The 15,066-nt window shown below is 45.6% G+C and carries 12 protein-coding genes and 1 pseudogene; 6 read left to right on the top strand and 7 right to left on the bottom strand.

What is annotated here, in order from left to right:
- Positions 1 to 30 precede the first annotated feature (30 nt).
- Together hyi and gcl are read right to left on the bottom strand one after the other, a co-directional pair.
- On the bottom strand, positions 31 to 807 hold the full coding sequence (gene hyi, locus AB6E51_RS02420) for a hydroxypyruvate isomerase (RefSeq protein ID WP_243579989.1): 777 nt from the start codon (positions 805 to 807) through the stop codon (positions 31 to 33).
- Positions 808 to 959: 152 nt separating this feature from the next.
- Entirely contained in the window at positions 960 to 2,732 is a 1,773-nt protein-coding gene (gene gcl / locus AB6E51_RS02415) for a glyoxylate carboligase (protein WP_372057740.1), read from the bottom strand.
- A gap of 313 nt (positions 2,733 to 3,045) precedes the next feature.
- On the opposite strand from gcl, the gene aceB reads away from it, so the two are divergent.
- Both aceB and AB6E51_RS02405 read left to right on the top strand, forming a co-directional pair.
- Positions 3,046 to 4,671 (top strand): malate synthase A, encoded by a 1,626-nt coding sequence (gene aceB / locus AB6E51_RS02410; protein ID WP_372057739.1) that lies wholly within the window; start codon positions 3,046 to 3,048, stop codon positions 4,669 to 4,671.
- Between the two features lie 101 nt (positions 4,672 to 4,772).
- On the top strand, positions 4,773 to 5,213 hold the full coding sequence (locus AB6E51_RS02405; RefSeq protein ID WP_008220964.1) for a heme-binding protein: 441 nt from the start codon (positions 4,773 to 4,775) through the stop codon (positions 5,211 to 5,213).
- Positions 5,214 to 5,312: 99 nt separating this feature from the next.
- Here the strand turns inward: AB6E51_RS02405 and AB6E51_RS02400 are convergent, their stop codons facing one another.
- Positions 5,313 to 5,795 (bottom strand): MarR family winged helix-turn-helix transcriptional regulator, encoded by a 483-nt coding sequence (locus AB6E51_RS02400; RefSeq protein ID WP_136982344.1) that lies wholly within the window; start codon positions 5,793 to 5,795, stop codon positions 5,313 to 5,315.
- Positions 5,796 to 5,918: 123 nt separating this feature from the next.
- On the opposite strand from AB6E51_RS02400, the gene AB6E51_RS02395 reads away from it, so the two are divergent.
- Together AB6E51_RS02395 and AB6E51_RS02390 are read left to right on the top strand one after the other, a co-directional pair.
- A complete protein-coding gene (locus AB6E51_RS02395; RefSeq protein WP_017065021.1) occupies positions 5,919 to 6,812 on the top strand; it encodes a DMT family transporter in 894 nt (297 codons plus the stop codon).
- A 331-nt stretch (positions 6,813 to 7,143) separates the two neighbouring features.
- A complete protein-coding gene (locus AB6E51_RS02390; RefSeq protein ID WP_372057738.1) occupies positions 7,144 to 8,058 on the top strand; it encodes a DMT family transporter in 915 nt (304 codons plus the stop codon).
- 108 nt (positions 8,059 to 8,166) lie between these two features.
- Here AB6E51_RS02390 and AB6E51_RS02385 read toward each other — a convergent pair whose 3' ends face one another.
- The 3 genes from AB6E51_RS02385 to AB6E51_RS02375 are packed head-to-tail and all read right to left on the bottom strand — an operon-like array spanning position 8,167 to position 10,782.
- A complete protein-coding gene (locus tag AB6E51_RS02385) occupies positions 8,167 to 9,348 on the bottom strand; it encodes an MFS transporter (RefSeq protein ID WP_065584807.1) in 1,182 nt (393 codons plus the stop codon).
- Positions 9,338 to 10,486: a phosphotransferase gene (locus AB6E51_RS02380; RefSeq protein WP_017061579.1), complete on the bottom strand. Its 1,149-nt coding sequence runs from the start codon at positions 10,484 to 10,486 to the stop codon at positions 9,338 to 9,340. Before AB6E51_RS02380 ends, AB6E51_RS02385 begins: the two co-directional genes overlap by 11 nt.
- Positions 10,487 to 10,497: 11 nt before the next feature.
- Complete coding sequence (locus AB6E51_RS02375; RefSeq protein WP_004732803.1) at positions 10,498 to 10,782, bottom strand: GNAT family N-acetyltransferase; 285 nt, start codon at positions 10,780 to 10,782, stop codon at positions 10,498 to 10,500.
- Positions 10,783 to 11,056: 274 nt separating this feature from the next.
- On the opposite strand from AB6E51_RS02375, the gene AB6E51_RS02370 reads away from it, so the two are divergent.
- Entirely contained in the window at positions 11,057 to 11,803 is a 747-nt protein-coding gene (locus AB6E51_RS02370) for a flagellar brake protein (protein WP_017067648.1), read from the top strand.
- A gap of 163 nt (positions 11,804 to 11,966) precedes the next feature.
- Here AB6E51_RS02370 and AB6E51_RS02365 read toward each other — a convergent pair whose 3' ends face one another.
- Positions 11,967 to 14,327, bottom strand: a complete 2,361-nt coding sequence (locus tag AB6E51_RS02365) for a Lon protease family protein (RefSeq protein ID WP_137001363.1) — start codon at positions 14,325 to 14,327, stop codon at positions 11,967 to 11,969.
- Positions 14,328 to 14,567: 240 nt separating this feature from the next.
- On the opposite strand from AB6E51_RS02365, the pseudogene AB6E51_RS02360 reads away from it, so the two are divergent.
- A pseudogene (locus AB6E51_RS02360) lies at positions 14,568 to 15,058 on the top strand (hypothetical protein).
- Positions 15,059 to 15,066: the final 8 nt, after the last annotated feature.

The raw sequence follows: 15,066 nt of genomic DNA, 5'->3' as shown, positions 1-15,066 counted from the left end.
TCCTTAACGTTTGAGGGTTACCAGACTCAATTAACGATACTGGTGCAGCCAACCAAGGCCTTCTGTCGTTGTTGTTTTTGGCTTGTATTCGCAGCCAACCCAGCCTTGATAGGCAAGCTCATCAAGATAATTGAGCACGAATGGGTAGTTGATTTCGCCAGTACCCGGTTCGTGTCGGCCTGGATTATCCGCCAGTTGCACGTGTGCGATTTGGCCAATATTTTGTTGCATGGTCGGCGTAAGATCGCCTTCCATAATTTGCATGTGATAAATATCGTATTGGATAGAAAGGTTATCGCTCCCTACCTCTTTAATGATCGCTTTGGCTTGCTCAGTCGTGTTCAAGAAGAAGCCCGGAATATCGCGTGTATTGATCGCTTCTATCACTAAGCTGATGCCTTCTGCTGCTAGCGCGTTTGCCGCGTAATGCAGGTTAATCACAAACGCCGATTGCGCATCTTGCTGGGTCACACCTTGCGGAACAATCCCGGCTAAGCAATTCACTTGAGTACAGCCGAGCGCTTTTGCGTAAGCGATGGCTTTAGGTACACCCGCTTGAAACTCTTCAACTCGTGCTGGGTCTACCGCGATACCACGATCACCAGCATCCCAATCACCCGCAGGCAAGTTAAATAGCACTTGCTCTAGGTTATTAGCGTCGAGCTTTGCTTTGATTGCCTGAGCATCAAAAGCGTAAGGGAAAAGATATTCTACGCCCTGAAAGCCCGCTTCTGCGGCAGCTTCAAAGCGGTCCATAAAATCAACTTCCGTGAATAACATTGACAAGTTTGCTGCAAATTTTGCCATGACTCTGTCCTTATTCTTTATTTGGTGAAACTATGACTGTTTAGTGAAGCAACGGTTATTTGGTGGAGCTACGGTTGCTTAGTAAGCCTCGCTCTATTGGAGACTTTCTGTAGATCTAAACCTCAACTCTACGGATACACATTACTTAATGATTACTTGTACGCTAACGCTGTTGGGGCATCGCCGCGGCTTTCGGCAAGTGGCTCAAATTCGTTGATGGCATTGATCTCTACGCCCATCGCAATGTTGGTTACTCGCTCAAGAATCAGCTCAACGACCACTGGCACCTTGTGCTTGTTCATCAGCTCTTTGGCTTGCTCAAACGCTGCCGCAATTTGCTCTGGTTCACGAACTCGAATTGCCTTACAACCTAGGCCTTCAACAACGGCAACATGGTCAACACCGTAGCCTTCAAGCTCTGGTGCATTCTGGTTATCGAACGCCAGTTGTACACAATAGTCGATATCAAATTGGCGCTGTGCTTGGCGAATCAAACCTAGATACGAGTTGTTCACCAACACATGAATGTATGGCAGATTGAATTGCGCGCCGACGGCCAGTTCTTCAATCATGAATTGGAAATCATAGTCACCAGAGATAGCGACAATGTCGCGATTTGGATCGGCCGCTCGTACACCCAATGCGGCTGGTGTTGTCCAACCCAATGGGCCAGCTTGACCACAGTTGATCCAATTACGCGGCTTATAAACATGTAGGAACTGAGCGGCAGCAATTTGCGACAAACCAATGGTGCTCACATAACAAGTGTCACGACCAAATGCCTTGTTCATCTCTTCATAAACACGCATCGGTTTCATTGGCGCTTCATCGAAATTGGTTTTACGCAGCATGGTCGACTTGCGTTCCTGACACTCACTTGCCCATGCATTTCGGTTCAGCAGTTTGCCAGCGTCACGCCACTCTTGTGCCACTTCAACCATTAGCTCTAGCGCTGCCTTGGCATCAGAGACTATGCCTAAATCTGGGCAGAACACGCGGCCGATTTGGGTTGGTTCAATATCAACGTGAACAAACTTTCGGCCTTCAGTGTAAACATCGACAGAGCCGGTATGACGGTTTGCCCATCGGTTACCGACACCAAACACAAAGTCAGAGTTGAGCATGGTTTCGTTGCCGTAACGGTGAGACGTTTGTAGCCCTACCATGCCTGCCATTAATTCATGATCATCTGGGATCGAGCCCCAACCCATCAAGGTTGGAATCACAGGAACTCCAGTGATCTCGGCAAACTGTTGCAACAATTCAGACGCACCAGCATTAATCACGCCACCGCCCGATACAATCAGCGGTTTCTCCGATTGAGACATCATGGTTAATGCTTTCTCAACCTGCGCGCGAGTTGCTTGCGGTTTGTAAGGTTCTAGCGGTTCATAGGTATCGATATCAAACTCAATCTCAGCCAGCTGAACATCAATCGGTAGATCTATCAGGATTGGCCCCGGGCGACCCGAACGCATCAAATGAAAGGCTTTTTGAAATGCGCGTGGCACTTGTGCAGGTTCCAGCACCGTGGTTGCCCATTTAGTGACTGGTTTAGCGATAGATTCAATGTCGACCGCTTGGAAATCTTCTTTATGAAGACGAGCACGGGGCGCTTGGCCTGTGATACATAGAATTGGAATCGAATCAGCAGACGCAGAATAAAGACCCGTGATCATGTCCGTTCCCGCAGGACCAGAAGTACCAATACACACACCTATATTGCCTTGATTGGTACGTGTGTACCCTTCAGCCATATGGGATGCACCCTCTACGTGACGAGCTAAGACGTGGTCGATTCCTCCGAGCTTTTTCATAGCCGCATACATAGGGTTTATTGCTGCGCCGGGAACACCAAATGCGATGTCTACACCTTCACGTTTAAGCACTTCTACCGCTGCATCAATCGCTTTCATAATTGCCATTCGAACCTCCAGTTCAGATTGTATACAATTAAACTAACTTTTGTGTACTATGAACCATCCTCGCTATTTATCAACCCCAGAATGAAACAATTTTGTTACATCAACCCATCACATTAAGTACGCACTCATCCTGAAAAGCTTACAATTCATTGCTTTACATAAAATATCTTTACGTAAAAATAAATTACAAAAAGACCAAATGATAAATAAATGTTAAATACCGTTTGCTTGTTTACAATTTCTACAATATAAATATCCTTAAAAAGAGCATTTTGTATACAAAGTTACATCGTATTGTTCAAAGGAGACAACAATGATGAATGACGTAAAAGAGAGAGAAGAAGTACAGTGTATGCAGGTACTCGGGAATATGGACAACTCCGAGTACAAAGAGATCTTGTCTAAAGATGCATTAAAGTTCTTAGAAGCCCTTGTTAATAAGTTTGGAGATCGCCGTCATACCCTGCTAAATGACCGCGACATAAAACAAGCTCAATATGACAACGGCGAGTTACCCAATTTCAGAAAGGACACCATCTCCATTCGTCAGAATAAAGAGTGGAAGGTAGCAACACCGCCACCAGAGCTACTGGATCGCCGCGTAGAGATCACCGGCCCTATCGAAAGAAAAATGGTGATCAACGCGCTAAACTCAGGCGCGAAAGTCTTCATGTGTTGTTTTGAAGATGCGTCTTCCCCGACTTGGGCCAATATGGTCGAAGGGCAAATCAACCTAAGAGACGCCAACCTTGGCACCATTAGCTACTTCGATGAGAAGAAGCAGAAGCGTTACCAATTAAACGACGATCCTGCACTGCTGATCGCACGCCCACGAGGGATCCACCTTCCTGAGCAATCCATCCAATTCAACAATCAGCCTATCGGCGGTTGCTTGATGGACTTCGCCTTGTACTTTTTCCATAACTATCAATCACGAGCACAACAAGGTTTAGGGGTTTACTACTACATTCCCAAGCTTGAGAGCATGGAAGAAGCACAGTGGTGGGACGATATTTTCAGCTTCACCGAAAACTATTTCCACGTACCCAAAGGCACCATTCGTGCGACGGTTTTGATTGAGACGCTTCCAGCCGTATTCCAAATGGAAGAGATCTTGTACGCAATGCGTGATCATATCGTGGCAATGAACTGTGGCCGTTGGGATTACATCTTCAGCTACATCAAAACGCTGAAAAACCATAAAGACCGCATCCTGCCTGACCGCCACGGGATCGGCATGGATCAAGAGTTTCTAAATGCCTATAGCCAACTGTTGGTGCGTACTTGTCATGCTCGCGGCGCACTGGCGATGGGTGGTATGTCGGCCTTTATTCCAGCGAAAGATCCGCAAGAAATGGCGCGTGTAACCGCCAAGGTTATCGAAGATAAGCAAAGAGAATCTCAGAACGGACACGACGGCACATGGGTCGCGCACCCTGCACTGGTTGATTTGGCAATGTCGATCTTTGATAAGCACTTAGATGGCAAAGTAAACCAAATGGATTTTCAAAGCCCGGAGCATGTGATCAATGCAGACTCGTTGCTAAAGCCTTGTGAGGGCAGTCGCGACGAAGTAGGAGTACGTAAGAATATACGCATCGCGCTGTATTACATCGAAGCTTGGATTCGAGGCTACGGTTGTGTGCCTATCTACGGGCTAATGGAAGATGCCGCCACCGCAGAGATCTCAAGAGCCAATATTTGGCAATGGATCCACCACGGCGTCACGCTTGATGACGGCCAAACCTTTACCAAGCAACTATTCCACTCTTGGCTTTACCAGGAGTTAGACACGATAAAACATGAAGTCGGAGACTCGCGCTATTCAGCTGGTCGATTTGAAGAGACAGCTGATCTTTTCTATCAACTTTCTACAGCCGAAGAGTTCGCCGCCTTCCTAACTTTACCCAGCTATGGGCTATTACAAGAGTCCAGTTAGGACTCTTGTACCGAGCTGAATCAGTCGATGATATTCACAACAAGCGTAATGATTGGCTGACTTAGCTTGGTACACGGCCCCTTGAAAAACTAGGAGATAACATGGGAAGTTTGACTCTACAACAAGCGTTAACCATCATTGATGGCACCTTAAAAGCAGGAAACAAGATCCACACAGAACCTTTGACGGTCGCCGTCTTAGACAGCGGTGGCAAGCTGATTTCTCTGCAACGTCAAGACGGCTCTAGCATGATGCGACCAGACATCGCGATTGCTAAAGCGTGGGGAGCACTCGCACTGGGTTGTTCCTCTAGAAAACTCGCCCAAGATGCTGATAATCGACCAGCATTTATCTCCGCCGTAAACGTGCTCGCACACGGAAACATGGTACCAGTACCAGGGGGGCTACTGATTCGAGATAAGGACAAAACGGTACTTGGCGCGATTGGGGTCAGCGGTGACATTTCAGACATTGATGAAAGCTGCGCCATTAATGGTATTGGCTGCGCAGAACTGTTCAGTGATGAGATGCTGCAAGCTTAACTCGCTAACTCTCTGTACTTGAAATTCTTAGACAGGAACAAAAAAACCGAAGCGATTAGGCTTCGGTTTTTTATTGAATCTAAAGGAAGATCAGAAAAACTACTCGTACGCACTCAACCATGTTTTCAGCAGCTGGTTAGTATTTTTCTTCTGGCTCGCAGACAGAGATTTCACAAGCTTCTTCTGCGTTTCAACATGCTCAGTCATCATTTGGTCAATCAGAATAAGACCATCTTTAGTTAACTGGACACTCACGCTGCGTCTGTCTTCTTTGCTGTGTTCACGACTGATCAGCCCTTTGGCTTCTAGCTTATCAAGGCGATTGGTCATCGCGCCAGATGTCAGCATCATGGATCCAATCAGTTCAGATGGCGTCAGTCGGTAAGGCTTCCCAGAACGTCGCAACGTCGCCAGCACATCAAACTCACCCAGCTTCATGTCGTATTTTTTATGAAGCTCGGCAACTTGCGTCTCCATATACTTGGCAATACGCATAATCCGACCCATCATTGCCATAGGCTCAGTATCTAGTTCGGGCTTTTCCTTTGCCCATTGCTCTACTACGCGGTCGATAGCATCCATTTGCAATCTCGCTCCGTTGTTAGTCTGATTACTTCAAACTAGTTTAACATAAAGATACTTTACAACCACTAGTTCTCAGTATACAGTTCACACAATAGTTATCTTAACGTAAAGATATTTTAAATGAACATATTATTAGCAATGATCCCCGCGTTCTTTTGGGGAACAACCTATGCAGTGACGCAATTTACGCTACAGGAGTGGCCACCATTATTATTGGGTGCTTTGCGTGCGTTACCTGCTGGTTTGTTATTGCTAGCAGTAAAACCAACACTGCCTAAAAAAGGCGAGTGGCAAATCATTTTCACACTGGGCCTTATCAATATCGCGACCTTCTTTGGCTTGATCTTCGTGATGGCGCTAACGCTGCCTTCGGCAATCTCTGGCGTGGGTATGATCTCTGTGCCAGTGTTCGCGATGATCTTCCACTGGGTAGTGAAAAAACAGCGCCCGCATCTGATTCAGGCCCTTTCGGGTATTGGCTTGATCACCTTAGCGTGGATACTGTTTAACCCAAGCCAAATTGCTCTGAACCCAATCGGTTTAGGCGCAATGTTCGCCGCAATAATGTGTATTGTCATCGGCAGCAGCATTACCAAGTCACTGGGTAACCGCATGCACTGGTGGAAGGTATTAACGTGGCAGTTGATTCTGGGTGGTACGATTTTGTCTGTCGCGTCTGGCGTTCATGCATTCATCGACCCGCAGCCTTATGTTAATGCCGTGACTCATTTCGATACTCGTAATGCTATGGGACTCGTGTGGGTGATTGGCCTAAACACAGCGCTGGGTTACGGCATGTATGTGTGGTTGCTACAACGTATGTCGGTGGTTGATTTCACCTTCGGTGGAATCGCAAACCCAGTGGCTGGCATCGTGACAGGCATGGTGTTAATGGGTGAATCATTCACTGCAGTACAATACTCACTAATGACCGGCATGATAGTGATGTCACTGCTACCACAACTTATCCTTGCGGTAAGACAACCCAAACAAGTTAAGCCTGTTACGCAGTAGACGCAGCCTCTTAAACGTATTGCTCAAAAACGCGCCTCATTAAGGGCGCGTTTTTTGTTGCTACGCTAACAGCAATAACCCAACAGCCATACTCGTTGAGTTGACCATTCCTTAAGTTAAATTAAACCTCACAAAGAACAATGACTTTACTTTAACTATCTAAAGCGAATTTATTTTCTATAAAATAATCATACTAGAGATTTAATTTCCACAAAAACTCAAATTAGAGATAAAAAGACAAAACTTTTCTCCGACTACCTTTCTATACTGTGCCACGTCATTAAGGCGCGACAAGCCTATGATTTAAAATAATTATTAATGAGTAGTCACCATGAATTCGAAGTCGCTAACTATTTTGCTTTTTGTCTCTGTTTGCTTAATTTGGGGAACCACTTGGTTCGCGATGGAAGTAGCATTGCATTCTATCCCACCTATTTTTGCTACTGCGTTGCGCTTTTTACTTGCAGCACCTCTGCTTGCAGTATTGGCGAAAGTCTTCAACCAACCACTGCTGTTCCCTAAAGGTAAGCGCCAATGGCTGCTTATTGTTGCGTTGATGTATTTCGCGATTCCGTTTACGTTGATGATCTATGGCGAGCAATACATCTCTTCAGGTTTAGCGTCGATCATCTTCGCCAACATGCCTGTGGCTGTGATGTTGATGTCTGGCTTATTCTTAGGTCTACGACTAGCGAAGCACCAGATATTCGGGTTGATCGCTGCTGTTGTGAGCCTATGTCTAATCCTTGGTAATGAAATGCAGATGGGTGGCGATGACTACCTAATTGGCACGGTTTGCTTAGGCCTTGCTGTTGCGATTCACGCAGTGATGTATGTGCTGGTTCAAAAGCACTGCAAAGGCATTGAAGTACTAACCTACAACGCCGTACCGAGCCTAATTGCAGCTCTATTCTTGTTCGCTGTTTCAGCTATAGGTGAAAACGTGAATATTGAATCTTTCACTTGGGATTCAATCTCTGCTGTGGTTTACCTAGGCTTTGTGGCGAGTGTTGGCGGCATTGTTGCTTACTTTAAATTAGGTCAGGTTTCGACACCTTTCCAAGCATCTATCGGCTTCCTAATTTTCCCTGTGGTTGCACTACTGATCTCTTGTTACATCAATGGTGAGGTTCTATCTGAACAGTCACTTGTAATGATGATTCCTCTACTTTGCGGCATCCTGCTAACCAAAGCACCAAAGGGAATCTTCAAGCTGCGTACCGAATTAAAAACCGTAAGAAACTGATCCGCGTGAAACCTATTTTGCGGATTAGATATACATATCCCACATAAACAAAAAGCTCCAATATCACTATTGGAGCTTTTTGCTTATTTCATAATATCGAGACCAACATTAGCGCCAGCTAAACATTCGCACTTCGTTGCCCTCTTCAGGTTTCTTCGGAATGTTTAAAGATAGCGCTAGAGAAACCACGGCCATCACTGCACCAATATAGAAAACCGTTGCAGGAGAAGACAACCAAATCACACCAAACACCACTGGAATAACGACCGCTGCAATATGATTGATGGTGAAAGAGACACCAGCGGTTGATGCCATGTCAGCCGGATCTGCAATTTTCTGAAAGTAAGTTTTGATCGCTAGTGCCAATGCAAAGAACAAATGATCGACCACGTAAAGTGCTGCCGCCCACTCTGCGTTTTGCACTAAGCCATAACCGACAAATACACCAATCAAACCGACATACTCGAAAATCAGCGCCTTACGCTCACCCACCACACCAATAAATCGACCAATACGTTTTGCGAACAAGAAGTTAAATAGGTAGTTGATTAAGAACAATAGCGTTATGTCAGCTGCCGAGTAACCGAATTTCTCTACCATCAGAAAGCCTGCAAACACGGTGAAGATTTGTCTTCTCGCACCGCTCATAAACGTTAGCGCGTAGTAGAGCCAGTAACGCTTCCGCAGTACCAACTTCTTATTCTGTGGCGTCTTGGTTTGAAACTCAGGGAAGCCAAAGGTCATCACCAAAACTAAAACAAAACCAATTCCGCCAGTGATGCCATACACCCAAGCAAAGTCGAGTTTGAGTTGCTCTAACATCACCCAAATAGAGCCATAAGTGATTAAAGATGCCAACGCGCCAACGGAGATCATCTTACCTAACATCTCTGGTGCTTCTTCTTTACTCAACCATTGTAGTGACAAAGACTGCTTCAGCGTTTCAAAATAGTGGAAGCCCGTCGACATCAAAATCGTAGTCAGCAACAGACCAGTGAGTGAAGGGAACAGACCCGTAATCGCGGTGCCTACAGTGAGCATCGCTAGCGATATCAACATAAAGCGTTGTTCACGTATGAAGGCCAGCACAAACACTACGGTAAACGCTAAGAAACCAGGTATTTCACGAACACTTTGCAGTAAACCAATATCCGCACCATCAAAGTTCGCTTTTTCAATCACGAAGTTATTAAGCAGTGCCATCCAGCTCGAAAACGCGATAGGGACAACAATCGAAATCAGTAATAAAAAGTTTTGCGGCGTTTTCCAGCTCGCAGTTCTATCGAACATTGACGGACTCCTGTTCGTCTAATTGAGTAAGCACTCGTAAGGTCAACTGCTCAGTATACGGGTTAATCTTCCAATGCTCTGGGCTCCAGCCTTTTACGAAACGTTGGAAATCGGCCCACGCCACGTAAAACATTGGTCGCCATGCTGCTTCTACCTCATCAAATGAAAGGTGTGGCTGATAGTACGCCAATGCCTCTTTCAAGTAGTGGAAGTAAGCATCTAGTACTTCTGATTCAAGCTCTGCGCAATCTTGTGGCCTAATCGCGCTGCTCATGAACAAGGCGACGTCTTTCATCGCACAGCCGTAACCCACATATTGGAAATCGACCGCAGCTGCTCGCTCGCTTTCAGAATCAAAACAAAAATTGGCGAGCTTGGCATCGCCATGGACTAAGGTTTGATATGGACACTCTTTGAGTAAACGGTCGATGTGCTTGGCTTGATTCTTCAATGGTAAATCAGCCAAGGCATTGAGCTCATCAGGACGTGTATCTAGATGCCAATAAGTACCGACTTGCCACAATGATGACAACTGCTCTTGATTGATATTGATATGCTTTGCGTGAAAGTTAGCGAGCCATTTAAGGCAAGCATCGCGTTGTTTTTGCTCTTCTCGTGTGTAACTAGGTGCCTGATAGTCAGAAGCAGCAAGAACATCAAAATGAGAGGTTAACGGAAAACCTATATCCGCTAAGTCTTGCATCACAATCAGCCACTCATTCTCTTCTAGTTCACATTGCAGCCCAACAGGTACAGGGCAGCGCTCATCCCATTGTTGGGTGAATGACTGATACCAAGCTGTTTCCACTTGGTAAGAGTGTACCTTTCGTTGGTGAGAGAGTTTGGTATTCCAACCCTTTGGGTGTTCAGCTTTATCTGGCAACGCGACATGTTTAACAATCACACTCTTGAGTTCCGCACTGCTTTCTTGAGAAAAGACTAAGCGAACTAACTCGCCATATCCACCCCATAGGCGTTGAATCACTTGGACATCAAACCCTTCATGACAACCCAGCGAGGTCGCTATTTTTTGATAAAGCTCATTTTGATAAAACTCTTGTTGATAAAGCTCTGGCTGATTTTGACTTGAACCCGCTTCAGGTTGAGCTCGATTATTCGACGATATTGATTGAGACATATTACTCGTTGTTATGCTTTATCGGATAGAAGGTGTGACCACTGTGGCTGCCTATTCATGTAGTGAACCACATAGCTACAAACCGGCACAATTTTGAAGCCCGCTTGTTCAATTTCAGGCAATACCGACTCCATCATCACCTTCCCAAAGCCCTTGCCTTGCAGTTCATCAGGAATGCGTGTCGACGTGATATGTAGTACATCTCCGTCCTTTTGATACTTAACGACCGCGAACTGGTTGGGTTCTAACTCTACCGTGATCTGGTTCACTTCTTGATCCCATTTTACTGCCTGCATTCTCAACTCCTGCAAATAATTGATACGACAAACAATAAAAGTTTGAAGTATGAGTTCCTTGTAATAGACTAGCGCAAGTGCATATAAATAAAACTAAGTACTTACAAACACAGCAAATAATTCAGTGCAATCGGCTTAATATAAAATCAGCAATGATAAAAGGCACTCTATAAATCTATGTGAGTACGTCCACTAAATCTAGCACGTAATAACCCCTTGTTAGCAAGTTACCAATATAACTAACAGACGCATGTTGGCGCATGGAGAACATATAATGAACGCACCCCTGAAGAAGCCTTTGGAGCATAATCAGGCACTTCAAGACCCTCGTAATCGCACCGTTTCCACTATCAATAGCACTGATGCACTGGCCATGATTGAGCACGGCAGTGAGCTGACATTAAATGTCTCGACTCCCGTTGGCACGAAGTTTCTCGCCACCACCAGGTTTATCGGAACGCACAGTGATAACTGTATTGTGGTTGAGGTTCCCGAGGTATCCAATGAAGATCTGAACTTTTTCTTTCAAGAAGGTTTTTGGATGACCGCTCGTGCGTATTCTCTACGAGGTGAAGGCGCGCTTATCCACTTTAGAAGCCAAATTCACCATAAGATTGGTGAACCCTTCCCTATTCTTGTACTTTCAACACCAAGCACGATGCAAGTGACTCAGCTGCGTAAAGAAACACGCTATGAAGTGAATCTGGCTTCAAGAATCATCTTCAACGACCAGCGAGCAAACTGTGAGATAAGAGACTTATCGAAAAGTGGTTGTCGTTTCGTTACCTCACCAACCTCTCGTGCGATTCAGATTGCCGATCGCGTGTCTATTGAGATAACCCCTGAGAACTACAACGGCCCACTGATTCCGCCATTGCGAGGCATCGTCTGCAATCTACAGAAATCGACACACTACGCTCGATACGGTGTCGAATTTGATGATATTGGCCGAGCTAACGCCAAACACTTGTTGGCAAAACTGAAGTTCGATGGCACCAAGCTTTGCTTACGAAATGGGTAACGCCTTTTAACACGCGACTTTCACCGAATACAGCAAGCTGACCAAATACAAATAGCTCACTGGCAAACTAAACCTCAACCAACAAAAAAGCCATCGACTCTAGAATCGATGGCTTTTGCGTTTTAGCTGTTTGTTTATTTGTTTAGCTATCTAGATATTCAAACTATTTGCGCAGTGCGTTCAGTTTAGCTTGGGCGATACCAAAGATAGTATCAATTGGATAGCTACCCTCATCACTTGCTTCACCAGCGGCTTTGCCTGTGAACAGCTCAATCGCCTCTGTTACATGGTCAATCGCCCAGATATTAAACTCGCCCTTTTCAACCGCTTTCACGATATCGCTACGCAGCATCAGGTTGTGAACATTTGAACGCGGGATGATCACCCCTTGTTCGTTTGAACGCCCTTTGATTTCACACACATCAAAGAAACCTTCAATTTTCTCGTTCACACCACCAATAGGCTGAGACTCACCAAACTGGTTCATCGAGCCTGTAATCGCGATGTCTTGACGGTTTGGCTGCTTAGAAAACGCTGACACCACCGCACAGAACTCAGCCATACTCGCACTGTCACCATCGACGCCACCATACGATTGTTCGAAGGTGATGTTAGTGGTGAGCGGGACTTTGGCTGTCTTGCCAAATACGGAAGAAAGGTAAGCCGACAAGATCATCACGCCTTTTGAGTGAATGCTGCCACCTAAGTCTACGTTTCTTTCGATATCAATCACTTCACCATCGCCGTAAGCCGTGGTGGCAGTAATTCGGTTTGGCGCACCGAACATGTGATCGGTGGTGCTTAATACAGACAGAGCATTCACTTGCCCAACCGCCTGACCATCAACATGGATCAGTGTTGTGCCGTTGGTAAACGTCTCCATTACGCTGTCTTGCAATCGTCCTACACGCATCTGTTGGTTCGACAGTGCTTGGTCGACGTGGGTAGAACGAATCAGGTTCGATTTCGCCCCTCTCGCGACGTAGTTAGACTCACGAAGCAGGTTCGCAATATGTGCCGAATGCAGCGATAGCTTGCCTTGGTCACCGGCCTGACGTGAGCTGTGCTCAATGATGCGAGCAATCGCTTTGCGATCACAATGCAGCATATTGTTGTCGTGCACGATACTCGAAATAAAGCGCGCGTAGTGCATTTCAGAATCGGGAGTACGCTTCATCTCATCTTCAAAATCGGCCGTCACACGGAACAATTCACCAAACTCTGCATCGTAGTGTTGCAGCAGTTGGTAAGTTCGGTAGTCGCCAAACAGGATGATCTTGACGTCCAATGGAATCGGCTCTGGATCAAGCGATACCGCGCCCGTTAAGGTCACCTCTTTCTCTAATGAAGTGAAGCTCAATTGACGTGAACGCAGCGCTCGTTTCAAGCCTTCCCAAACGTACGGCTGCTCAAGTACCTTCACCGCATCCATCAGCAATACGCCACCGTTAGCTCTGTGTAAGCTACCTGCACGAATCAATGAGAAGTCTGTAAAGACAGTGCCCTTGAACGTTGCCGTTTCTACATAGCCAAACAGAGAGTGATAATTTGGATTCTCTTCCACCACGATCGGCAGAGTCTCCTCCTTTTGGCTCACAATCACGTTAACCTTGTAGCGACGCGGCATTTTCTTATCCAAAGAAGCGGTTGCAACTTCGGCTTGCTCAGTGCTCTCTTCTAAGAAGATGTCAGCGTTGTCGACAATGTCTTTACGCAGTGCCGTTAGGTACTTTTTAATGTCTGGATATTGGCTGTAATCCTTCTTCAATTGCTTGATGAAGTGCGTGATCACGTCTCGCGCCGTATCATCATTCAGTTTTTGAATTTTCTCAGTGTACGTTTCTTCAAGTTCCGTCAACTCACGAGAAATGGTTCGCAGACCGACTTCCAATCCATCAATGGTTTTATCGAACTGGTCTTGCTCTTCTGGCGAAAGCAGATCGAAGCTCTCTTCGGTATGAAGATCATCCCCATTCATGGCCACAAACTGGTAATCACCCTGAGTGGTGATCGTCAGGTTAATGCCCTTGTCTTTCGCTTCTTGGCTAATGCTTTCTAACGCGGCTTGTTGCTTAGCTGCTAATTGGTTTTTAAGCCTATCAGCACGGCTAAAGTACATCTCGTTATCAAACGCTAGAGGCATACCTTTCAGCAATTTACGCATTAGCTTTTCAATATCTTGCTTTAAGCTGCTGCCAACGCCACGAGGTAATTTCAGTACCTTAGGTGTACGAATATCTTCAAAGTTCGCGATATAACACCAATCAAAAAGCTCCTGCACTTCTTGAGGGTGACGGTTCAGATAGCGCAAGATCATGGTGCGTTTACCCAGACCATTTCGCCCTATCGCATAAATGTTGTAACCCTTTTCCTTGATTGACATCGCGAACTCAACGGCTTTTTGTGCCCGTTCCTGCCCGACGATTTCGTCAATTGGAGCCAGTTCTTTGGTCGACTTACATGGTAGCTTATCTAAATCCGCTACCTGATACAGCTGTTCTGTATTGAGTCTTTGCATCGCCATCGCCGCCTCCTTAGTCCTTCATTACTTGGGTGTAGATAAAATCAGTGTAGATGTAATTTCCTACAAATTTAGTGACTTACGCTACACAGCTGTTCAACTGAACAAATAACACACAATTTAAGCCATTTTTAGGAATAGCTCGTCATTTAATTCACCAACTTAACATGTGAATGATTTTAATTTGCAATTGATAATAAATATCATTAACATTTTCTGATATTATAAATTGAGGATGTGGATATGGAAATTGAACGATGCTGGATGCACTACCTAAAAGCTGAACAGTTAATGGAACAAGGTCACTGGCCAGAAGCACAACGCCTTTATGGTGATGTTCTAACCTCACTTCCTCATCACATCCAAGATGCAGCATACCAAAGCGATATCAAGCCTTGCCAATTTGCTTGCTTGCCGGGTTAAGAGACGCGAGCGTCGCTCAATCAGAGATACTCAACCGATTAGGTCAGCACCAACAAGCCTTCGATACCTTGAATCAATCTTACGCTCTGATGCAATTTATCTCTCTGGAGAACACTGAGCTGATTCAACGTACCTTTGGATTATTGGAAAAGCAGAGCGAAGGTTTGCTCAATCACCTGATCGCTTTTTGCAGCGCTCAGCGCAGTTCGCATTGGATGCTCGAACTAGAACAAATTCAACGTGCTCATCACCATTTTGGGCAACTTAAAACAACGTCAGAAGTTCAATCTTCACCTAATGTCTTAAATTGATAAGGATA

The sequence above is a fragment of the Vibrio sp. 10N.247.311.47 genome, from assembly GCF_041467535.1.
Taxonomy (GTDB): Bacteria; Pseudomonadota; Gammaproteobacteria; order Enterobacterales; family Vibrionaceae; genus Vibrio; species Vibrio crassostreae_C.
This window is presented reverse-complemented; position numbering and strand designations above follow the sequence as displayed.